Origin of the sequence: Azoarcus olearius (assembly GCF_001682385.1) — a bacterium.
GTDB lineage: Bacteria > Pseudomonadota > Gammaproteobacteria > Burkholderiales > Rhodocyclaceae > Azoarcus > Azoarcus olearius.
Window position 1 is genome coordinate 700070 of sequence record NZ_CP016210.1, and the last position, 20863, is coordinate 720932.

At 69.1% G+C, this 20863-nt stretch carries 23 protein-coding genes and 1 other RNA gene; 13 read left to right on the top strand and 11 right to left on the bottom strand.

Going from position 1 to position 20863, the window contains the following annotated elements; translation table 11 throughout:
• Positions 1–58: 58 nt before the first annotated feature.
• Complete coding sequence (locus dqs_RS03405; protein WP_011764358.1) at positions 59–1441, bottom strand: malonyl-CoA decarboxylase; 1383 nt, start codon at positions 1439–1441, stop codon at positions 59–61.
• Positions 1442–1569: 128 nt separating this feature from the next.
• Between dqs_RS03405 and dqs_RS03410 the strand changes: the two genes are divergently transcribed.
• Together dqs_RS03410 and dqs_RS03415 are read left to right on the top strand one after the other, a co-directional pair.
• On the top strand, positions 1570–2244 hold the full coding sequence (locus tag dqs_RS03410; protein WP_011764359.1) for a PAS domain-containing protein: 675 nt from the start codon (positions 1570–1572) through the stop codon (positions 2242–2244).
• 66 nt (positions 2245–2310) lie between these two features.
• On the top strand, positions 2311–2733 hold the full coding sequence (locus dqs_RS03415; RefSeq protein WP_011764360.1) for a helix-turn-helix domain-containing protein: 423 nt from the start codon (positions 2311–2313) through the stop codon (positions 2731–2733).
• Positions 2734–2752: 19 nt separating this feature from the next.
• Here the strand turns inward: dqs_RS03415 and lgt are convergent, their stop codons facing one another.
• A complete protein-coding gene (gene lgt, locus dqs_RS03420; RefSeq protein WP_011764361.1) occupies positions 2753–3550 on the bottom strand; it encodes a prolipoprotein diacylglyceryl transferase in 798 nt (265 codons plus the stop codon).
• A gap of 13 nt (positions 3551–3563) precedes the next feature.
• Positions 3564–4244, bottom strand: a complete 681-nt coding sequence (locus dqs_RS03425; protein ID WP_011764362.1) for a YceH family protein — start codon at positions 4242–4244, stop codon at positions 3564–3566.
• 126 nt (positions 4245–4370) lie between these two features.
• Here dqs_RS03425 and dqs_RS03430 point away from each other — a divergent pair, with 126 nt between their 5' ends.
• Positions 4371–6479 (top strand): CHASE2 domain-containing protein, encoded by a 2109-nt coding sequence (locus dqs_RS03430; RefSeq protein WP_065339675.1) that lies wholly within the window; start codon positions 4371–4373, stop codon positions 6477–6479.
• Positions 6480–6514: 35 nt separating this feature from the next.
• Here dqs_RS03430 and dqs_RS03435 read toward each other — a convergent pair whose 3' ends face one another.
• Both dqs_RS03435 and dqs_RS03440 read right to left on the bottom strand, forming a co-directional pair.
• A complete protein-coding gene (locus dqs_RS03435) occupies positions 6515–7111 on the bottom strand; it encodes an OmpA family protein (protein WP_065339676.1) in 597 nt (198 codons plus the stop codon).
• Positions 7108–7551, bottom strand: coding sequence for a FecR family protein (locus dqs_RS03440; protein ID WP_011764365.1), 444 nt, complete (start codon positions 7549–7551; stop codon positions 7108–7110). The genes dqs_RS03435 and dqs_RS03440 overlap by 4 nt, the downstream gene beginning before the upstream one ends.
• Positions 7552–7658: 107 nt before the next feature.
• Between dqs_RS03440 and dqs_RS21005 the strand changes: the two genes are divergently transcribed.
• The 10 genes from dqs_RS21005 (at position 7659) to dqs_RS03485 (ending at position 17137) form a co-directional block, all read left to right on the top strand.
• Positions 7659–10658: an HD domain-containing phosphohydrolase gene (locus dqs_RS21005; RefSeq protein ID WP_065339677.1), complete on the top strand. Its 3000-nt coding sequence runs from the start codon at positions 7659–7661 to the stop codon at positions 10656–10658.
• A 68-nt stretch (positions 10659–10726) separates the two neighbouring features.
• On the top strand, positions 10727–12577 hold the full coding sequence (gene ilvD / locus dqs_RS03450) for a dihydroxy-acid dehydratase (RefSeq protein ID WP_065339678.1): 1851 nt from the start codon (positions 10727–10729) through the stop codon (positions 12575–12577).
• 85 nt (positions 12578–12662) lie between these two features.
• Positions 12663–12857, top strand: coding sequence for a hypothetical protein (locus dqs_RS03455; protein WP_011764368.1), 195 nt, complete (start codon positions 12663–12665; stop codon positions 12855–12857).
• An 8-nt stretch (positions 12858–12865) separates the two neighbouring features.
• The gene (locus dqs_RS03460; RefSeq protein ID WP_011764369.1) at positions 12866–13162 is read left to right on the top strand and encodes a cell division protein ZapA; all 297 of its coding nucleotides are present in this window, start codon (positions 12866–12868) and stop codon (positions 13160–13162) included.
• Positions 13163–13209: 47 nt separating this feature from the next.
• A non-coding RNA gene (ssrS, locus tag dqs_RS21330) (6S RNA) lies at positions 13210–13392 on the top strand.
• 119 nt (positions 13393–13511) lie between these two features.
• Positions 13512–13991 carry an EVE domain-containing protein gene (locus dqs_RS03465; protein ID WP_065339679.1) on the top strand — a complete coding sequence of 160 codons (480 nt, stop codon included), beginning with the start codon at positions 13512–13514 and terminating at the stop codon, positions 13989–13991.
• On the top strand, positions 13981–14787 hold the full coding sequence (locus dqs_RS03470) for a sulfite exporter TauE/SafE family protein (protein ID WP_011764371.1): 807 nt from the start codon (positions 13981–13983) through the stop codon (positions 14785–14787). Before dqs_RS03465 ends, dqs_RS03470 begins: the two co-directional genes overlap by 11 nt.
• Positions 14788–14852: 65 nt before the next feature.
• Positions 14853–15221, top strand: a complete 369-nt coding sequence (locus dqs_RS03475; RefSeq protein ID WP_011764372.1) for a hypothetical protein — start codon at positions 14853–14855, stop codon at positions 15219–15221.
• A gap of 97 nt (positions 15222–15318) precedes the next feature.
• Complete coding sequence (locus dqs_RS03480; RefSeq protein ID WP_065339680.1) at positions 15319–16716, top strand: (Fe-S)-binding protein; 1398 nt, start codon at positions 15319–15321, stop codon at positions 16714–16716.
• A 112-nt stretch (positions 16717–16828) separates the two neighbouring features.
• Positions 16829–17137, top strand: coding sequence for a hypothetical protein (locus tag dqs_RS03485; RefSeq protein WP_011764374.1), 309 nt, complete (start codon positions 16829–16831; stop codon positions 17135–17137).
• Positions 17138–17144: 7 nt separating this feature from the next.
• Here dqs_RS03485 and dqs_RS03490 read toward each other — a convergent pair whose 3' ends face one another.
• The 6 genes from dqs_RS03490 to dqs_RS03510 are packed head-to-tail and all read right to left on the bottom strand — an operon-like array spanning position 17145 to position 20860.
• Positions 17145–18074, bottom strand: a complete 930-nt coding sequence (locus tag dqs_RS03490; RefSeq protein ID WP_065339681.1) for a metal ABC transporter solute-binding protein, Zn/Mn family — start codon at positions 18072–18074, stop codon at positions 17145–17147.
• A gap of 2 nt (positions 18075–18076) precedes the next feature.
• Positions 18077–18961 carry a metal ABC transporter permease gene (locus dqs_RS03495; protein ID WP_011764376.1) on the bottom strand — a complete coding sequence of 295 codons (885 nt, stop codon included), beginning with the start codon at positions 18959–18961 and terminating at the stop codon, positions 18077–18079.
• Positions 18958–19728: a metal ABC transporter ATP-binding protein gene (locus dqs_RS03500; protein ID WP_065339682.1), complete on the bottom strand. Its 771-nt coding sequence runs from the start codon at positions 19726–19728 to the stop codon at positions 18958–18960. Before dqs_RS03500 ends, dqs_RS03495 begins: the two co-directional genes overlap by 4 nt.
• A gap of 8 nt (positions 19729–19736) precedes the next feature.
• Entirely contained in the window at positions 19737–19910 is a 174-nt protein-coding gene (locus dqs_RS20655) for a hypothetical protein (protein ID WP_157108139.1), read from the bottom strand.
• A 25-nt stretch (positions 19911–19935) separates the two neighbouring features.
• Positions 19936–20460 (bottom strand): Fur family transcriptional regulator, encoded by a 525-nt coding sequence (locus dqs_RS03505; protein ID WP_236778729.1) that lies wholly within the window; start codon positions 20458–20460, stop codon positions 19936–19938.
• Between the two features lie 37 nt (positions 20461–20497).
• On the bottom strand, positions 20498–20860 hold the full coding sequence (locus dqs_RS03510; protein WP_065339684.1) for a PilZ domain-containing protein: 363 nt from the start codon (positions 20858–20860) through the stop codon (positions 20498–20500).
• Positions 20861–20863: the final 3 nt, after the last annotated feature.

A 20863-nucleotide genomic window follows, 5' to 3' on the forward strand; every position in this document is an offset into this window, starting at 1 on the left:
GCATCGGCGCGGGCGGCGAGGAAGATGGGAGCGGGGGGCACGCGTGCTTCCGTTGCGCTCAGCGCCGCGCGAGGCGACGGACCGAGGCCGAGGCGTCGACGCGGCCTTCGCTGGCGAAGGACTCCAGGTTGGCCTCGATACGGTCGGGGTCGTACAGGTAGTTCACCATCATGCCCCACGACTGCTCGTGGCCCTTGTCGGCGGTGTCGGCGAGCCAGTTGAGGCGCTCGACGCGGGCGCCGTTGCCGAGGTGAAAGCGGGCGACCGGATCCACGGGCTTGCCGTCGCGCGCGGCGTTGAGCAGGTAGTACGCGGCCACCCGCAGCAGGGGTTCGCGCAGCGCGCGCTGCAGTTGCGTGTCTGCCATCGCCTCCCGCGGCGCGCTCAGCAGGGCACGCAGCGCGGGCGCGTCAGGCCCTTCGATGCCGAGCGCGGCGAGGCGTTTCCAGTCGTTGGGCGTGAAGGCTTCGGCGAGCTGTTCGGGGTGGCGCCGCATCCAGCCCACCAGGCCCGGAATGGGCGACAGGGTGGCAAAGGTGTGCAGGCGCGGATAGTCGCGCTGCAGGTCTTCCACCACGCGCTTGAGCAGGAAGTTGCCGAAGGACACCCCGCGCAGGCCCGCCTGGGTGTTGCTGATCGAGTAGAAGATCGCGGCGCTGGCGCGCGCGGGGTCGGCCACGGGCGCGTTTTCGTCGAGCAGCTTCTGGACGTTGTCGGCAAGTTCCTCCACGAGCGCCACCTCGACGAAGATCAAGGGTTCGAGCGGCATCCGGGGGTGGAAGAACGCATAGCAGCGGCGGTCGGAGTCGAGCCGGTTCTTGAGGTCGCGCCACGAGCGGATCTCATGGACCGCTTCGTACTGGACGAGCTTTTCGAGCAGCGCCGCGGGGGAGTTCCATGTGATGCGGGCGAGTTCGAGGAAGCCGACATCGAACCATGCTGCCAGGCGCGCCTCGAGTTCGCGGTCGAGCGGCTTGAGCAGCGGCTCGTCGGCGAGGAAGCGGAGCAGGTCGGCACGCAGATCGACCAGGAACTTGACGCCCTGCGGAATGGCGTTGAACTGGGTGAGGATGCGCAGGCGTTGGGAACGCATCGCCGCACGCAGCGCCGCTTCGGAGTCCCACTGGCGATCGGTGCCGATGGCCGCCTGGTAGGCCTTGTGTGCGCTCGCCACCTTGGCGGGGTCGGGGCCGAATTCGAGCGCGATGATGCGCAGGAAGGCCAGGCGACCGCCGTCGTCCAGACTCAGATAGGTATCGGCGAGCCGGGCGGCGCGCTGGCGGGTGGATACTTCGCCGCCGCGGCCTTCGGCGCATTCGCGCAGTTGCTGGCGTATGCGTTCGAGCGTACGGACGGACGGTTCCCGGTTCCGGCCAGCCGCTTCGGCGACCATGGCGCGCACGCGCGACAGGCTTTTCGAGATGAGGCCGGTGGCAGACATTGCTCTGCTCTCCTCCAGCAGGACTTTCGTTTGCCACGATCATATCGCGTCCGCAAGCCGCTTGGGCTGCTTCCGGACGAGCGGAGGCGTAAGATCAATGCATTCCGCTTCCATCCCGGGAGGATCCGATGCCGAATTCGCCGTTGCCCGTGTTGCCCTCGCCAGCGATGCTCGCTCTCCCCGTGGCACTTATCTATGCGGCATTCGCGGTGGCGTGGATCGTATATTCGGATCAGGTGATCGGAATCTGGGTGCGCGACCCCGACCGGCTGACCGACGTACAGACATTGAAGGGCATCGTTTTCGTGGTGGGCACCGCACTGATGCTGTGGGCGATGGTGCGTCGCGGTTACGCCCGGCAGGCCGAATTGCAGGAGGTGCTGCTGCGGCGGGAGGCCCGTTTGCGGATTGCGCTGCGCGCCACCGGCCTTGGTCTTTGGGATTATCTGGTGGAAAGCCGCGAAGTCGAATACGACGAGGAGGCCGCGCGCATGCTGGGTCGGCCGCCGGCGGCCTTTCGTGAGCCCGCCGAGGTGTGGCTCGGGCGCCTGCATCCGGATGACCGCGAGCCTTTCCGCCAGCGTTTCCGCGACTATCTCGAAGGGCGCAGCGAGCAATATGCGAGCGAGTTTCGGCTGGCTATGCCTAACGGCGAGTTTCGCTGGTTCAGCTCGGTGGGCCAGATCGTCGATCGCGATGCGCAGGGCTTGCCTCTGAGGCTGATCGGGACCTACCTTGACATTACCGGGCGCCGGCGGTCGTCCGGTTCCAACGGGGTGTTGTCCGTGGAACACACCACCTGACCTGGCCCGGCCGGCATTCTTGCTGATGCGCACCGCTTATGCCATTGTGGCATCGGAGGTGCATGAATGATCCTGATGCAGAAGATGTATTTGCCTGACGACCTCGCCGCGGTTCCCTTGCGCGTGATGCTGGCGATGCCGGAGCCCCTGTGCTGCGCGCACGTAACCCAGTATCTGGGCGAAGCGACCGAAATCGAGGTCGTCGGCCGTACCGCGGCCGAAAGCGAGGCCATGCAACTCTTCTTCCGTCTGCGTCCCGACGTCACCGTGCTCGACTGGCGCATCGCCATGCATGAACCGGCCCGCCTGGTCGGGATGCTGAAGCGCGTCGCGCCAGGTGCCTGTGTGGTTTCCGTGGTGCCGGCGCTGGACTCCATGCCTGCCCGTGCCGCCCGCGCGCTGGGCGCCGACGAGGTCGTCACCTGCGACAGCCTGCCGCAGTGCCTCAGCACGCTGGCAGAACATCTGGAACGCGTCCGCCACCACTGAAGCGCGGCCCGCCCCTGCTTCAGCCGCGCGCGCGGGCGTGCGCAGCGTGTTTCAGGAGCGCGAGGCCCACGACGACCATGGGCACGCACAGCCACTGCGCGGTCGACAGCCCCGGTACCAGATCGCTGAAGATTCCCGGATCGGGCGTACGGAAGAACTCCGCGACGAAGCGAAGGCTGCCGTAGCCGATCAGGAATACGGCCGACACCGCCCGCAGCGGGCGGGGCTTGGCGGCGAACACCCACACGATCGCGAACAGCAGCAGGCCTTCACCCGCTGCCTGGTACAGCTGCGACGGGTGGCGTGGCAGGGCATCCACCCACGGAAAGATCATCGCCCAGGGCAGGTCCGGCGACGCCGGCCGTCCCCACAGTTCGCCATTGATGAAGTTGCCGATACGCCCGGCCGCGAGCCCGGTCGGCACCAGCGGGGCGATGAAGTCGGTGATCTGCCAGAAGCCCCGGCCGCTGCGTTGTCCGTACAGCCACATGGCGACGAGCACGCCGAGGAAGCCGCCGTGAAAACTCATGCCGCCCTTCCAGACGGCAAGGATCTCCGCGGGATGGGACAGGTAATAGCCGGGTTGGTAGAACAGCACTTCGCCGAGGCGCCCGCCGATGATGACGCCCAGCACCCCGTAGAGCAGCAGGTCGTCGATCGCCTGCGCGTTCCAGCCGAGTTCGGGCCGCCGCCGCGCGTGCGCCCGCCCCAGCACCACGAAGAGCACGAAGGCCAGCAGGTACATCAGGCCGTACCAGCGCACTGCGACCGGACCCACCGCAATCGCGACCGGGTCGAACTGGGGATGCACGAGCATGATCGGCCCCGCTTCAGTCGAACTGCTGGCGGAAGGTGTCGAAGGCGGCGCGCAGTTCGGCCACTTCGGACCGCAGGCGCTGCACCTCCTCTTCCAGCTCGGCCAGTCGGCCGCGACCCGTGCCGCCGGCGGCAGCGCTGGCGAGGCCTTCTGCGGCAGCCTCCAGGGCTTCGGCGCCGCCCAGCAGATGCATGTGGCGGATCTCCTTGGTGCCGGGGGCACGCGGCAGCGCCGCTGCCATCGGGGGGTATTTTTCGCCCAGGTGTTCGAGTACCGCCTCTACTGCGGCGATGTCGTCGAAGCGGTGCATGCGCTCGCTGCGGCTGCGCAGTTCGCCCGGCGTCTGCGGGCCGCGCAGCATCAGCAGCGCGAGCACGGCCTGCTCGGCAGGAGGGAGGGAGTGCCGCAGGCGCAGCTGGTGTTCGTACTTCGCGACCCGGCCGCCGGCCTGGTCGCGCCGCGATACCAGCCGCCGCGCAAGCAGGCTGTCGATCGCGGCCTGCACCTCGCCCTCGCTCAGTGCCATCACCGGTTCGCGCGCGGTGAGCTGGTTGCAGCCGGCGACCAGTGCGTTGACCGACAGCGGGTAGGCGTCCGGCGTCAGGAAGGCTTTCTCGACGAGCACCCCGAGCACACGGATTTCAGCCGGGTCGAGGTCGAAGCTGGCATCGGGCGCTGCGGGGGTGGTATCCATGGTGTGTCCTGTGGGGCGGGAGGGGCGATGATAATGGAGCCGGCAATCCGTTGCGCGCGGCGGCGCGTACCGCACGCCCTCCGTTAAGATCGCGGAATATTCCCCGGGGCCTCAGGGCCGGTGTTGATGCGGCGTTTTCTCTTCCTCCTCGTCCTCGCGCTGTCTGTTGGCGCCGCTGCCGCCGCGCACTTGCTCCAGCCGGGCATGGCGAAGACCCTGCGATATGCCGTTTTCGACCAGTACCAGCGCTGGTTTCCGCGCCCGCCGTCGGCCGTCCCGGATGTGGTGGTGGTCGATATCGACGACGAGAGCCTTTCCCGGCTGGGGCAGTGGCCCTGGCCGCGGACCCGCTTTGCCGTGCTGCAGCGCCGGCTGGCGGAGGCAGGCGCGGTGGCGGTCGGGTTCGACATCCTGTTCGCCGAGCGCGATCGCAGTTCCCCTACGGTGCTGGCACGTGACCTCGCGCTGCCCCGCGCGCTGGCGCGGGAGCTTGACGCCCTGCCGGACCATGATGAGGTCTTTGCCGCCAGCCTTGGGGCGCCGCCCGCGGCGCTCGGTTTCGCCGTCGACCGCGAGAACGGTGGCGGCACGACCGGCGTGAAGTGGCCGTTCCGCATCGTGACGCGAGGCGTCGACGCGCTGCCGGTGACGGCGCAGGCCCACGCGGCGGTGATGCCCTTGCCCGGGCTGGCCGCTGCCGCGGCAGGGCTGGGCAGCATCAGCTTCGCTGCCGACGGGGATGGCGTGGTGCGCCGCGTACCCATGGTGATGCGGCTGGCCGACGGGTGGGTGCCGGCGCTCGATGCCGAATTGCTGCGGCTTGCGGGCGGCGGGCACAACCTCGTGCTGGAAGGCGAGGGCGGACAGCTTGCGGCGCTGCGGGTGGGCGCGCGGCGCCTGCCGGTCACGTCGGCCGGGGAAGCGTGGCTCCACTACGCTGCGGCGCCCGAGCAGCCGTTCCTGCCAGCGTGGCGGGTGCTGTCGGCCGATGCGCCGCTCGCCTCGCTGCAGGGGCGGATCGTGCTGGTGGGCAGCTCCGCCAAGGGCTTGCTGGATTTGCGTTTCAGTCCCTTGGGCGAGGTCGTGCCCGGGATCGAAATCCATGCCCAGGCCTTGCGCCAGGCACTGGCGGGGCGTTTTCCGGTGCGGCCCCAATGGGCGGAAGCGTTCGAGCTGCTGATGCTGCTTGCCGGCAGCCTTGGTGGCGTACTGGTGGCGCTGCGCCTGGCTGCGCTGCCGGCCGCGCTGTTCGCCGGCGGCGCGGCGCTTGCGATGCTCGGGGCGGGCGCAGCGGCGTTCGCCGGCGGGCGGCTTCTGCTCGATCCCGCGCTGCCGGTGTTGGCCACCCTGGTTGCGTCGGTCATGGCCGGCCTGGTTCGTTACCGGCGCCAGGAGAGCCGCCAGCGCTGGCTGCGTCAGGCCTTCGCGCGGTATCTGTCGCCCAATCTGGTGGACTACCTGGTGCGCCATCCGCAAGCCTTGAAGCTGGGCGGCGAGCGCTGCGTGTGCAGTTTCGTATTCACCGATCTTGCCGGCTACACCCGCCTGATCGAGAGCCTGGCGCCGGAACGCGCGGTGGGCCTGTTGAACGACTATCTCGAGGGCATGGTCGCCATCGCCTTCCGCCACCAGGGCACGCTCGACCGCATCGTCGGCGACGCGGTGGCGGTGCTGTTCTCGGCGCCGCTGGCGCAGCCCGACCACGCCCGCCGCGCGCTCGCCTGCGCCCTCGAGATGCACGCCTTCAGCGAGCGATATGCCGAAGGAGTGCGTGCGCAAGGCATCGCCTTCGGCCATACCCGCATCGGCGTGCATAGCGGCGAGGTGATCGTCGGCAACTTCGGCGGGCAGACGATGTTCGACTACCGCGCGCTCGGCGACCCGGTGAATACCGCGGCGCGGCTGGAGTCCGCCAACAAGTGGCTGGGTACGCGGATCTGCATCTCGGCGGCGGTGCGTGAGGCCTGTCCGGACGTGGCGGCGCGTGCCGTGGGCACGGTGCGGTTACAGGGCAAGAACAGTGCGCTGGCGGTGTTCGAACCACTGCCGGGCGCCGGTCAGCCGGACTCCGCCTACGATGCCGCGTTCGATCTGCTCGACCGGGCACCGGATGCCGCACAGGCGGCCTTCGCGCGCCTTGCGGCCGAACGTCCGGCAGACGGGCTGGTCGCGTTTCACCTGCAGCGCTTGCGGGCGGGCCACCGCGGCACGCTGATCGAGATGGGCTACAAGTAGCCGGTCGTGGCGCGCAGGGACCGGCGCGGGGAGGCTCAGCGCACGGTGACTTCGACCCGGCGGTTGCGGGCTTCGTCGGTGTTGTCCGCGGTTGGAACCAGCAGGTTGCGTTCGCCGTGCGACGTGACGGTGATCTCGCGCGCCGTGACGCCGGCCGCTTCCAGCAGCTTGAGCACCGTGCGTGCGCGTACCAGCCCGAGCGCCTCGTTGTCGGCGTTGCTGCCCACCGTATCGGTATGGCCGATGATGGAGATGTCCGGCGCCGGACGGGATCGCACTTGGGCCAGCACGCGCGGCAACTGGTTGCGCGATTCCGGCGTCAGGCGCGCGGCTGCGGTTTCGAAATACAGCAGGAAACTGGTTGGCGGTGGGGGGAGCGCGGCCATTGCCGGGCCAAAGTCGGAGGACAGGGTTTCCGGCGTCGTGGCGACCGGCGCGGGCGAGGCGGCAAGGCTGACGCCGTCCCCGGCACGCTCCACGACCTGGCGGCGGCCGTCGCTGCCTTCGACGATGACCTTGCCGGTGGAGCCGTCCGTGTTTTCGAGCAGGACCAGATAGGAGCGTGGGGCGCACCCGCTCAGCAAGGTGGCGAGGAGCAGGGCGATCGATGCGGCGCGCGCGTGCCGCCTCATTCAGCCACCTTGACCAGGAAACGGGTGCCGCGCACCCCGATGGTGGCGGTGGGCGTGCTGATCGTGACGGCCTCGGGCCGCAGCTTGGCGATGATGCCGGACACGAATTGCAGCGTGCCGCGCATGATGCGCGCGCCCAGCCGCAGCTGTTCGCTGGCGGGCGCGTAGGCGAATTCGTCCACGCTGATTTCAGTGTCCGGGCCGATCGCCATCATGGTGTTGTCCTTCAGCGTGAGGCCCAGGCTGCCATTGGCCCGCGTGCGGATGCGGTCGCCGGCAAAGACCGCGCTGCCTACATCGGCAGCCTGTTCGCCGCTACTCCCCACGATGACGGCGTCACCGCTCAAAGTCTTGACGTATCCTATCGGTGCTGCCTGGGCAAAGGCGCCGAAGCTGGCTGCGCAGAGGGCGCAGATCGAGATGGTTTGGCGTAGGTTCACGGCAGGCTCCGTCCATTGCCGTTGGCATTGACGCCTTTTACCCCGGCTGCGCGCAATGCGCAATCCCGGCGGCGGCGCGGGCGGACAGTGCGACCGAGGAGGCGCTGATGCCGGCATGGCGGGGTTTGCGGGTTCGTTTCCACTACGTAGCCACTGCATTGCTGGTGGTGCTGGTGATCGCGCTGATGAGCGTGTTCCTGCTCAGCGTGCTGCACCGCTTCGAGGAAATGGCGCGTGAGCATGCGCGCGCGGTGTTTGCGCAGGTCGCCGACCGCAATGCGCTGAAGCTGCAGGAAACCCTGGCGCGCGCCGGCCGTGTGGTGGGCGCCCACGCCGCCTTCGAGGCGCCCGCCTATCGCGCCGCGCTGAGCCGCCTCGACGCCGATGCGCCGCTCGCGGGGCTGTTCGCCGAATTGCGCGTCAATCCCCAGGTGTATGGTTTCTACGTCGGTTTCGACGACGGCGCCTTCCTGCAACTGGTCGGCGTCCGGGGCAACGCCGGCGTGATCGCCGCGCTCTCGGCGCCGGCTTCGACGTGGTTTGCGCTGCGCTCCATCACCGCAGACGGCGCGCGCCGGGTGGAGACCTGGCGCTTCTACGACGAGGCCGCGCACGAACTCGGGCGGCGCAGCGCCGACGCGGTGTATCTGCCGCAGTCGCGCCCCTGGTACAGCGCGGCGATGCAGCGTGCCGGGCTGCAGGCCACCGATCCCTATGTGTTCCAGTCCTCGGGCGAACTCGGGGTCACCCTGTCGCAGGCGCTTGCGGGCGGGCAGGGCGTGTTCGGCGCCGATCTCGCGCTCGGGGAGCTCGCTGCCTTCGTTGGCGCCTCGCTGGGCGAGTGGCCCGGCGGCGTGGCCGTGCTGGACGGCGCGCAGCGCTTGTTGCTCTATCACGCCAGCGACGGCCTCGGAGCGTCCAGGCCGCCCACCTTGCAGCCGCTCACCAGTGCCGACGATCCCTTCCTCGGCACCCTGCGCGCCGACGGCCTGCCGCCGGCCAGCGGCAGCGTGACCGCGGTGCTCGGGCGCGATTTCGTGTTCGCCGGCCAGGAAGTCACGGTGGCGGCGGATACGACCTTCCAGGTGGTCGCGTTTGCGCCGGTGGATGCCTTTGCCGGTGCCATCGAACGTGCCCGCGACGACCTGGTGCGGGTGTCGGCGCTGGTGCTGTGCATCTCGCTGCCGATCGCGTTCTTTGCCGCGCGTCATGCGTCGCGCACACTGGGCCTGCTCGCACGCGATTCCGAACGCGTGATGCAGATGGATTTTTCCGGGGCGGTCGAGGTGCGCTCGATGTTCTACGAGATCGACACCCTGAGTGAGGCGCACCGCACCATGAAGGCGTCGATCCAGGCCCGTACCCGCGCGCTCAACGAGGCGCTCGACAAGCTGGAAAGCCTCGTCGACAACGGGTTGCGGCTGTCCGCGGAACGCGACCACGAGCGCCTGCTCGCCCACATCCTCGGCGTCGGCAAGCGCCTGTGCAACGCCGACGCCGCGTCGCTGCTGATGGTCACGCCGGAAGGCAGCCTGCGTTTCGCGCTGCGCAGCCGCAACGACCCGCTGCCGCAGATGGAGATTCCGCTGCACGACCCGCACACCGGCGCACCCAATGAGCACTTCGTCGCGGTGTGGGTGGCGCTGCACCGCCAGACCGTGCGGATCGACGACACTGCGACCGAAACCCGCTTCGACGTCAGCGGCGCGCGCGGCATGGACAGCGCTACCGGCTATCGCACCGTGTCGATGCTGACGGTGCCGATGACCAGCAGCGGTGGCGAGGTCATCGGCGTGCTGCAGTTCCTCAATGCCACCGACCCCGAGACCGGCGCGCCTGTCGCGTTCCCGGCCCAGCTGGTGCCGTACGTCGAGGCGCTGGCGTCGCAGTCGGCGGTCGCGCTCGATAACCACAACCTGCTCGACTCGCAGCAGAAGCTGATGGACGCGCTGGTGCGCCTGGTAGCGGGCGCGATCGACGCCAAGAGCCCCTACACCGGCGGCCACTGCGAGCGGGTACCCGAACTCGCGGTGATGCTGGCCGAGGCCGCGTGCGAGGCCGACAGCGGACCGCTGGCCGCCTTTCGCTTCGACAGCGAGGAGGAGTGGCGCGAGTTCCGCATCGGTGCGTGGCTGCACGACTGCGGCAAGGTCACCACGCCGGAATACGTGGTCGACAAGGCCACCAAGCTGGAGACGATCTACAACCGCATCCATGAAGTCCGCACCCGCTTCGAAGTGCTGCTGCGCGACGCCGAGATCGAGCGTCTGCAGCGCCTGCTGCAAGGCGAGGATGCCGAGGCCGCTAATACCGCGTTCGCCGCGCGCAAGGCGCGGCTGCAGGACGAATTCCGCTTCGTTGCAGAGTGCAACATCGGCGGCGAGGCGATGGAGCAGGGCCACCAGGCGCGTCTGCGCGACATCGGCGGCCAGACCTGGCTGCGCCATTTCGACGACCGGCTCGGCCTGTCGCAGGACGAACTGCGGCGGCGCGCCGACCTGCCCGCGGCAGGGCTGCCGGCGGTCGAGACGCTGCTCGCCGACCACCCCTGGCAGGTGGTGCCGCGGCCGGCCGCACAACGTTTCGATCCGCGCTACGGGTTTCGCGTGCGTGTGCCCGAGAACCTCTACAACTTCGGTGAGCTGTACAACCTGAGCGTGACCCGCGGCACGCTGACCGAGGAGGAGCGCTTCAAGATCAACGAGCACATCATGCAGACCATCATCATGCTCGATGCGCTGCCGTTGCCGCGGCAGCTCGCGCGCGTCCCCGAATACGCCGGCACGCACCATGAAACACTGACCGGTTCCGGCTACCCGAAGGGGCTGGCGCAGGAGGAGCTGTCGATCCCGGCGCGGATCATGGCGGTCGCCGACATCTTCGAGGCGCTGACGGCCGCCGATCGCCCCTACAAGAAGGCCAAGCCGCTGTCCGAGGCGATCGCGATCCTTGCCCGGCTGGCGCGCCAGCGCCATGTGGACCCGGACGTGTTTGCGCTCTTCCTGCGTTCGGGCGTCTATCTGCGCTACGCGCAGCGCTTCCTTGATCCCGCCCAGATCGATGACGTGGACATCGATCACTATCTGGCGGAGGTCTGCACCGCCTGAGGGCCTGACGCATCGCCGCCGCGGCGGGTAGAATCGACGGTCTACCGCAGTTCGCCCGGAGTCCCGCAATGCCCCAATACCGTTCCCGCACCTCCACCGCCGGCCGCAACATGGCAGGTGCCCGCGCCCTGTGGCGCGCCACCGGCATGAAGGACGGCGACTTCGAAAAGCCGATCATCGCGATCGCCAACAGCTTCACCCAGTTCGTGCCGGGTCATGTGCACCTGAAGGACCTCGGCCAGCTTGTCGCGCGCGAGATCGAAGCCGCCGGCGGCGTCGCGAAGGAATTCAACACCATCGCGGTCGATGACGGCATCGCCATGGGCCACGGCGGCATGCTGTATTCGCTGCCCTCGCGCGACCTCATCGCCGACAGCGTCGAATACATGGTGAACGCGCACACCGCGGACGCGCTGGTGTGCATCTCCAACTGCGACAAGATCACCCCGGGCATGCTGATGGCCGCGCTGCGCCTCAACATTCCCACCATCTTCGTCTCCGGCGGGCCGATGGAGGCCGGCAAGGTGAAATGGGAAGCCAAGATCATCCCGCTCGACCTCGTCGATGCGATGGTCAAGGCCGCGGACAAGAACTGTTCGGACGAGGAAGTCGACGCGATCGAACGCTCCGCCTGTCCCACCTGTGGGTCCTGCTCCGGCATGTTCACCGCCAACTCGATGAACTGCCTGACCGAAGCGCTGGGCCTGTCGCTGCCCGGCAATGGCACCACGCTGGCCACCCATGCCGACCGCGAAAAGCTGTTCCGCGAGGCCGGCCGCCGCATCGTCGATCTCGCCAAGCGCTACTACGAGAAGGACGACGCCACGGTGCTGCCGCGCGCCATCGCCAGCTTCGCCGCGTTCGAGAACGCGATCAGCCTGGACGTGGCGATGGGCGGGTCCACCAACACCGTGCTGCACCTGCTCGCCGCCGCCAAGGAGGCAGGGGTGGACTTCACGATGAAGGACATCGATCGCATCTCGCGCCACGTGCCCTGCCTGTGCAAGGTGGCGCCGGCGGTGCCGGACGTGCATATCGAGGACGTGCACCGCGCCGGCGGGATCATGAGCATCCTCGGCGAACTCGACCGCGCCGGCCTGCTCAACCGGGATGTGCCCACGGTGCACAGCAAGACGCTGGGCGAAGCGTTGGGCCGCTGGGACATCATGCAGGCGCACGACAAGGCGGTGTTCGATTTCTTCCTCGCCGCCCCGGGCGGCGTGCCGACCCAGGTGGCCTTCAGCCAGAACCGGCGCTGGAGCGAACTCGACATGGACCGCGCCAAGGGCGTGATCCGCAACAAGGCCAACGCCTTCAGCCAGGACGGCGGCCTCGCGGTGCTGTACGGCAACATCGCCGAAAAGGGCTGCATCGTGAAGACCGCCGGCGTGGATGAGTCGATCTGGCAGTTCACCGGCAAGGCGCGGGTGTACGAAAGCCAGGAAGACGCTGTCGAAGGCATCCTGGGCGAGCAGGTGCAGGCGGGCGACGTGGTCGTGATCCGCTACGAGGGCCCCAAGGGCGGCCCCGGCATGCAGGAGATGCTGTACCCCACCTCGTACCTGAAGAGCCGCGGCCTCGGCAAGGAATGTGCGCTGCTGACCGATGGCCGCTTCTCCGGCGGCACTTCGGGCCTGTCGATCGGCCACGCTTCGCCGGAGGCCGCGATGGGCGGCGCGATCGCGCTGGTGGAAGACGGCGACACGATCGAGATCGACATCCCCAACCGCCGCATCGCGCTGGCGGTGTCCGATGAAGAACTTGCCCGCCGCCGCGCCGCGATGGAGGCCAAAGGCGCAGCGGCCTGGAAACCGGCAAACCGCGAGCGCGTCGTTTCGGCCGCGCTGCAGGCCTATGCTGCGCTCACCACCTCGGCCGACACCGGGGCGGTGCGCGACATTACCCAGGTCCAGCGCTGAACGAAGCGGGGGCGGCGATCAAGGCCGCCGCCCCGTCTCCCCCATCAATTGACCGCCTCGCGCGGCCCCCTCTACCATCGAGACCATGGACGCCGACCTCACCCATCTCGAAGCGCAGCTGGAACAGCTCATCAGTCTGTACACCGGCCTCAAGGCCGAGAACCGCGACCTGCGCGCGCGGGTGGTGAAGCTCGAATCCGACAACCGCGCGCTGGCGGACAAGGTGAGCTACGCCACGAGCAAGATCGAAGCCGTGCTCGAACAACTGCCGGAAGCCTGAGGACCCCAATGGACGCGCTCGACATCACGCTGCTCGGCAAGGAATACCGGGTTTCCTGCGCCCCCGAAAATCGCGATGCGCTGCTCGCCGCGGCGGCCTTCGTCGATGGCAAGCTCGTCGAGTTGGCCGAAAAAACGCATTCCTCCGGAGAGCGCCTCGCGATCATGACGGCACTCAATATCGCGCACGAATTTCTGCAGTTCCAGCGCGGCAACGGGTTTGACATGCCGGCCGCGAAGCGTAGAATCGAACTCATGAAAGCGCGCCTCGACGGGGTGCTGGCACAGCAAGAAAAACTCTTCTGACTCAATGGGTTGGAGAGCGCTGTCCGGTGTTGTGGCACGCGATGATCAATCCCCTGCAGTGTTCGTTGAAGCCGTAGATTCCTTGAACCAATGTCGAGAGACTAGGTTGCCGACCATAGACACCGCTGGTGTGCATGCCCCTAGCCGGGTGAGCCTGATGCGGAAGGGACGCGACCTCCCTGAACCCTAGGTTCAGGATGCCCGGCGGAGACGGCACAGGCGGGGGGCCAAACAGCAAAGGCACGGCGCAAGCCGTGCCTTTTGCGTTCACCGGGGATCGCGCATCTGCGCTGCCTCCTGCCCCGCGCCGCGTTTTTTTGCGGCGCCTGTTCACTTCGATGGACCTGCCATGCGCTACTGGCTGATGAAGTCCGAGCCCGACGATTGTTCGATCGACGACCTCGCCCGTCGTCCCGGCGGCACCGTGCCCTGGTACGGCGTACGCAACTATCAGGCGCGCAACCTGATGCGCGACCAGATGCAGGTCGGCGACGCGGTGTTCTTCTACCATTCGAGCTGCCCGCAGCCCGGCATCGCCGGAATTGCCCGCGTATCGAGCCCGGCCTACCCGGACGCGACCCAGTTCGACCCCGCCAGTCCGTATCACGACCCGAAGTCCACGCCCGAAGCGCCGCGCTGGCTGAATGTGGACGTCCAGTTCGTGCGCAAGACGCGGCTGGTGCCGCTGGCGGAGTTGCGCAGCCATACCGAACTCGCCAACATGCGCGTCCTTGCGCGCGCCAACCGGCTGTCGATCACGCCCGTGGATCCGGCCGAGTGGCGCTTCATCACCCGCGAACTGATGGGGCTGGACAACGATGGCATTTGATCTGTGGTGGCTCGCCTATCCGCTGCTGGGCGCGGTGGTCGGCTTCTTTGCCGGGCTGCTCGGCATCGGCGGCGGCGGCATCATGGTGCCGATGCTGACGACGCTTTTCATCGCCCAGGGTTTCCCGCTCGCCCAGGTGGTGCACCTTGCGCTCGGCACCTCGATGGCGGCGATCGTGCTGACCTCGATCTCCAGCCTGCGCACCCATCACCGGCACGGCGCGGTGCGCTGGGAGGTGGTGCGCGGCATCACCCCCGGCATCCTGCTCGGTACCTTTGGTGGCACCTTCATTGCGGCGCATGCCGATACGGTGCCGCTGGCGATCTTCTTCGCGGTGTTCATGGCCTACGTCTCCACGCAGATGCTGATCAACGTCAAACCCAAGCCCTCGCGCGAGCTGCCAGGCACGCTCGGACTCGGTGCTGCCGGGCTCGGCATCGGCGGCGTGTCGGCCTTGGTGGCGATCGGCGGCGGTTCGCTGTCGGTGCCGTTCATGACCTGGTGCAACGTCAAGGTCCAGCACGCGATCGGCACCTCCGCGGCGATCGGGCTGCCGATCGCGCTTGCGGGTACGCTGGGCTACCTGATCAACGGCTGGGGCGAAGCCGGCCTGCCGCCGCTGTCGCTCGGCTTCGTCTACCTGCCGGCGCTGGTGCTGGTCAGCGGCGTGAGCTATTTCACCGCGCCGGTGGGCGCGGCCCTGGCGCACCGCCTGCCGGTGGCCACCCTGAAGAAGATCTTCGCCGGCGTGCTGATCCTGCTGTGCGTGAAGATGCTCTACAGCATCTTCAGTTGATCCCGCTGGCGTGATGCTTGCTGGTCCGGGATGCGGCCGCTCCGGCCGTGCATTGCTCCGCCGCCATGAACGACACCCCGCATGACCAGCTCGAGGCGCTCGCCGCCGACATCCTTACCCTGACCGAAGAGGTCGATGCCGAGGGCCTGGCGCGCAGCCGGCTGACCCGCGGCGAAACCATCAAGCGGCTGCGGCGCATGGCAGCGATCGCCGCAGCGCTGCCCGACGAAGCGCGCGCCGCCCTGCCAGAAATGGATTGGGCGCGCTGGCTCGCGCTGGGCGAAGACCTCGCCGCCGATCGCGTTGGCCCGCTTGCGCTGTGGACCGCCGCGCGCGAATTCACTACCGACACCCTGCAATGGCTGCGCGTCTACCGCGAAGCCAATCCGAACTGGTACCGGCCCGCGCCTGACAGCGGGGCGACATTGTCGTAAACCCGACAGCCGTTCGCGGTGCAATCGCCCATGCGGGCCTCCTCCGCGTCCATTCGAGTTGGCCTCCGGCTTGCTTGAATGCTCGCGGAGGTTATGCATGGAAACCAAACTCGACTGGTCCGCCTACGACAACACTGGCATGGGCGACCCCTTCGGTGCCGATCCTTTCGGTGCCGGCTCATTCGGCGGCGACGCGTTCGGCGCAGCGGCGGCGCCCGTGGCGGGCGGCGCTTTCGGCAAGGCGGTGGCGCTGTGCACCGGCAATCGCGCCTGCCTGCGCACCGACAGTCCCGGCGTGATGTGTCCCAGCTTTCGCGCCACGGAAGATCCACTCCATTCCACCCGCGGGCGGATCGAAGCGCTCAATGCCGCGCTCGCCGGCGCGGACGACGCCGTGGATTTCAGCGATCCGCGACTCGCGGAGGCCATGGCGCTGTGCCTGTCCTGCAAGGGCTGCAAGCGCGAGTGCCCGAACGGGGTGGATATGGCCCTGCTGCGCGCCGAGTACCTCGCCCAGCGTAACGCGCGCGAGGGCGTGCCCGCGCAGGCGCGCCTGCTGGCGTCCTTCACCGACCACCTCGCGGCCTATCCCGCGTTGCGCTGGCTGGTCGCGCTGCGAAACCGGGTCGCCCCGCTTGCGGCGCTCGGCGAGCGCTGGTGGGGCATCGCACGCGAGCGCCGCCTGCCGGCGCCCGCCTCGCGTCCCTTCAAGGATGCATCCCCCGCTTCGGTTCCTGCCGAGGGGCCGCAGGTTGCGCTGCTGGTCGATAGCTTCTGCCGCCATTTCGAGCCCGGCGTGGCCGAGGCCGCGCTCGCGGTACTGCGCGCCGCGGGTTACCGGGTGACGGTGCTTGCGCCGGCGGCGGATGACGCCAACCCGACCCGCCCGCTGTGCTGCGGCCGTTCCAAGCTCTCGTTCGGGCTGGTGGACGACGCGCGTGCCGAGGCCCGTCGCATGATGGCCGCGTTGGCGCCGGCGCTCGCGGCCCGCATCCCCGTCGTCGGGCTGGAGCCGTCGTGCCTGTTCATGCTCAAGGACGAGTACTTCAGCCTGGGGCTGGGACCGGACGTGGGACGGCTTGCCGGGCAGGTCTTCCTGTTCGAGGAGTTCCTCGCGCGCGAGCACGCCGCCGGCCGGCTGCGCCTCGCACTGAAGCCGCTGGTTCTGCCGCCGGCGCTTGTGCACGGCCATTGCCACCAGAAGGCCTACGGCGCGATGCCGGCGGTCAGCACGGTCCTCGGGCTGATTCCCGGCTTTTCGTTCGGGATGATCGACAGTGGCTGCTGTGGCATGGCCGGCAGCTTCGGCCTGCAGGCCCGCAACCAGGCGGTTTCCCGCAAGCTGGCGGAGGCGGCACTGCTGCCGGCGGTGCGCGCCGCCGAGCCGGAGGCCCCGGTGGTGGCGGACGGATTTTCGTGTCGCCATCAGATCCGCGACGGCGCCGGCCGCCGCCCCGTGCATGTGGCCGAGTTGCTGCAGCGCGCACTGGCCTGAACCGGGGTGGCCGATCTTCGGGCCTGTTGCGCCAGATCAAATCTGCGTTCGGGCATGGCCTGGAAAATGCTTTTAGGTACCCAGGTACGAAATTTTCGTGAGGAATCCGACAATGCTTGCGAATGCTCCCTGTGCTGAGAAGACGCTGAATGCCGAGGACCGGCTGTCGGTGGTGGTGCAGTGCATGCAGGAAGGCGATTGCCCGGCGGCCTGCGTGGCCTACGGCGACTTCCGTGCCACCTTGCGTGAAACCCTGCAGGACGCTGATCTCGGCGGGGTGCTGCGCGACGCGCTGGCGGCCTTTTCGCAGAGCCTCGGCGCTGCGGACATCGCGCGGTGCTCCGGGCTGGCCGGCCGGCTGCGCGAGCAACTGCGCGCCAGCTTTCCGTCGCAGGCCGATCGCCTGCTACGTTTCTGCTGAGAACGGGTCAGCGCGCCGGGGCGGCAAGCGCCGCCACCAGCGTGCGCACGTTGTGCCGCATCAGGGCGAGGTAGTCGGGCGCGGGGCCACCCGCGGCCGACAGCGCATCCGAATACAGCGTGCCGCCCACCCGGGCCCCGCTTTCGCTGCGGATGCGTTCGATCAGGCGCGGGTCGGCAATGTTCTCCAGGAACACCGCAGGCACCTGTTCGGCCTTCAACTGGCGGATCAGCCGCGCCACGCCTTGCGCTGTCGGCTCGGCATTGTTGGATACGCCGACCGGCGCGAGAAAGCGCAGCCCGTAGGCGTGCGCCAGGTAGCCGAAGGCGTCGTGCGAGCTGACGACCTTGCGCCGCGTGGCGGGCAGGGTGGCCACCAGCGCGCGTAGTTCGGCGTCCAGTTCGCGTAGCTGGGCGCGATAGCGCGCCGCATTGGCACGATAGATCGCGGCGCCGGCCGGGTCGGTGCGGGCCAGCGCCTCGGCGATGTTGTCCACGTAGCGTTCCGCATTGCGCGTGTCCTGCCACGCGTGCGGGTCCACCGCGTGCTGGTCGGGGCCCTTGCCGTCGTCGTGCGCGTGATCGTTCATCTCCAGCGTCGCCACGCCTTGCGCGGCCAACACCACTTCACCCCGGTAGCCCGCCGAGCGCGCCAGACGCGCGACCCAATCGTCAAAGCCCAGCCCGTTTGCCACCACCAGCGCGGCGCTGCCGACCCGCCGGGCGTCGGACGGGCGCGGCTGGAAGGCGTGGGTGTCGCCGTCCTCGCCCACCAGGGCATGGACGGACACCCGCTCGCCGCCGACCTGGCGCACGAAATCGGCCAGGATGCTGAAGCTCGTCACCACTTCAAGCGGGGCGGCGAGCGCCGCGGCCGGGGCGGCGACGATGCAGAGCAGCAGTGCGCGCAGCGGGCGGGCGACGAAGGCGGGCAGCATGGTCAGGATTCCAGGTGGCGGCGGACCGGCAGCCGGCCGGCGAGCAGGCCGCCGGGCGCCGCCAGCAGCGAGGCGAAATAGGCCAGCCCGCAGAGCAGCACGATGGCCGGCCCGGCTGGCACGTCGGCATGGAAGGACAGCAACAGGCCGCCCACCGAGCTGCCGAAGGCGATCGCCACCGCGAGCGCCAGCATGGCGGACAGCCGCCGCGCCCACAGCCGCGCGGCTGCCGCCGGCAGGATCATGATGCCCACCGCCATCAGGGTGCCGAGCGCATGGAAGCCGGCGACGAGATTGAGCACCACCAGCACCAGGAACCCGTAGTGCGCCACCGGCGACCAGCGTCCGACCGCACGCAGGAAGGCGGGGTCGAGGCATTCCAGCACCAGCGGGCGGAACAGCAGCGCGAGGCCGAACGCGGTGGCGCTGGCGATGCTGGCGATCAACACCAGCGAGCGGTCGTCAAGCGCGAGCACCGAGCCGAACAGCACATGCAGCAGATCGAGGTTGCGCCCGCGCAGCGACACGATCATCACGCCGGCCGCGAGCGACAGCAGGTAGAACGCGGCAAGGCTGGCGTCCTCCTTCAGCACCGAGGCGCGGGTGACCGCGCCGGCCGCGAACACCACCACCAGCCCGGCGACGATGCCGCCGACCGTCATCGCCCCCAGCGACAGCCCGAACGCGAGGTAGCCGAGCGCCGCGCCGGGCAGGATGGCGTGGCTCATCGCATCGCCCATCAGGCTCATGCGCCGCAGCAGCAGGAAGGCGCCCACCGGCGTCGCGCCGAGCGACAGCGCCAGGCAGCCGGCCAGCGCACGACGCATGAAGCCGAAGTCGGCGAACGGCGTGACGAGGTAGTCGATCACGACGGAAAGCAGGTTCATCGCCGGGCCTCCGCCGCTTCTTCGACGTGGCATTCCGGGGCGTAGTCGTCGAATGCCTCGGACAGGCGCCGCGCGCGTGCCAGCCGCTCGGCGGTCAGCACCTCGGCCGTGGGGCCGTAGGCGACCAGTTCGCGCGCCAGCAGCAGGCAATGCGGAAAGTGGCGGCGCACCTGGTCGTAGTCGTGCACCACCGTAAGCACGGTGCGGCCCTGGGCGTGCCAGTCGAGAATCAGCCGCACCAGGTCGCCCACGGTGCGGGCGTCGATTGCGGCAAAGGGCTCGTCAAGCAGGATCAGTGGGGCATCCTGCAGGATCAGGCGGGCAAAGCGGGCGCGCTGCAACTGCCCGCCCGACAGCGAGCCGATCGCGCGGGCCTCGAAGCCGCCCAGGCCCACCGCGGTAAGCGCTGCCTCGATGCGCCGTGCATGCGCGGCGCCGACCCGGCCGAAGGCGCCGACCTCATGCCACAGGCCCATTGCCACCATTTCGAATACCGACAGCGGAAAGCTGTGATCCATCTCGCTGCGCTGGGGCATGTAGGCCACATCGGCGCGCCCGGCATCGGCCAGGCGGATGTGCCCGCCGATCGGGCGCAGTTCGCCCGCCAGTCCCTTCAGTAGCGTGGATTTGCCGGCCCCGTTGGGGCCGACCACGGCGACCAGCGCGCCCGGTGCGATCTCCACCGACAGATGATGCACCGCCGGGTGGCGCTCGTAGCCCAGCGTCAGGTTGTCGATGTGGATGGCCGGGGGCTTGACCGGGTGCATGGCCGGCCTCACCCCAGCGCCCAGGCGACGCACAGCCACAGCAGCGCGGTGGCGCCGGCCGCCCAGGCGATGCGGGCGCCCAAGCCGGCGAGCAGCGCGCTGCGCGGCATTGCGATGCGCGGCACATGGGCATGAGCGTGCGGCGCGGCGTGGGTGTGCGGATGGGGATGGGAGGCGGACATGGGCGCGGTATCGGCTGCCGGCGTTTCAGGGCGCGGGCGGGTTGTCATCTTCGGCGCTGCGGCCGCAGGCGGCGCAGGCGCCGTGCAGCACCAGCTCCGCGCGGTCGAGCTGAAAGCCGGCCGGCAGCGCGGCCGCGAGGCTGGGTTGCAGGTCTTCCAGACACACCACCTGGCCGCAGCGGTCGCAGTGGAAATGCGCGTGGTGATGCGCGCCGCGGGCGCGGATTTCGAAGCGCCACGCGCGGTCGCTGCCGGCGATGCGGCGCGCGATGCCCTGTTCGACCAGCCAGTCGAGCGCGCGGTACAGCGTCACCCTGTCGTGCGGCACCGCGCGCGCGGCGAGCGCGTGGCCGAGTTCATCGTGCGACAAGGGGTGCGCACTGCCCTGCAAGGCTTCGATGACCGCGACCCGGGTGCGGGTGACCCGCCCGCCGTGGTCGACGATCAACCGGCGCGCGGCGGAGTCGCCCGTGCTGCTGGCTGTCGATGAAAGCTTGGCGGTGGGATGGGAGGCGCGCACGCGGGTTGCAGTCCGTTGTAACTGCAACATTGTAGCATTAGCAACCCGCGGCGCGGCGGGTGCCTGATCAGCCGCCGATCAGCGCCCCGAACTCGCGCTGCAGCAGCGCGGCGTCGCCCAGGTTCAGCTCGATCAGGCGGCGCAGATGGGTGATGCTGTCGAGGTCGATCTCGCGGCACACCAGGCCGAGGCGGCGGCCCTCGACATGCGCGACGTCGCCTTCCATGCGGACCAGGGCGTCGCTGTCCAGCTGCAGTTCGAGCAGGCAGCGTTCGCCGGGTGGCGGCAGCGTGGCCGGGTCGGGCGCCTCGATCAGCGCGCCTTTCAGCGACAGGTCGCAGACTTCGCATGCGATCTCCCGTCCGTCGATCAGCAGGTGCGCGCCGGTCTGGAAGCGGATGCGCGAAAAGTGGCGGTGTTCGACGCTCATGCT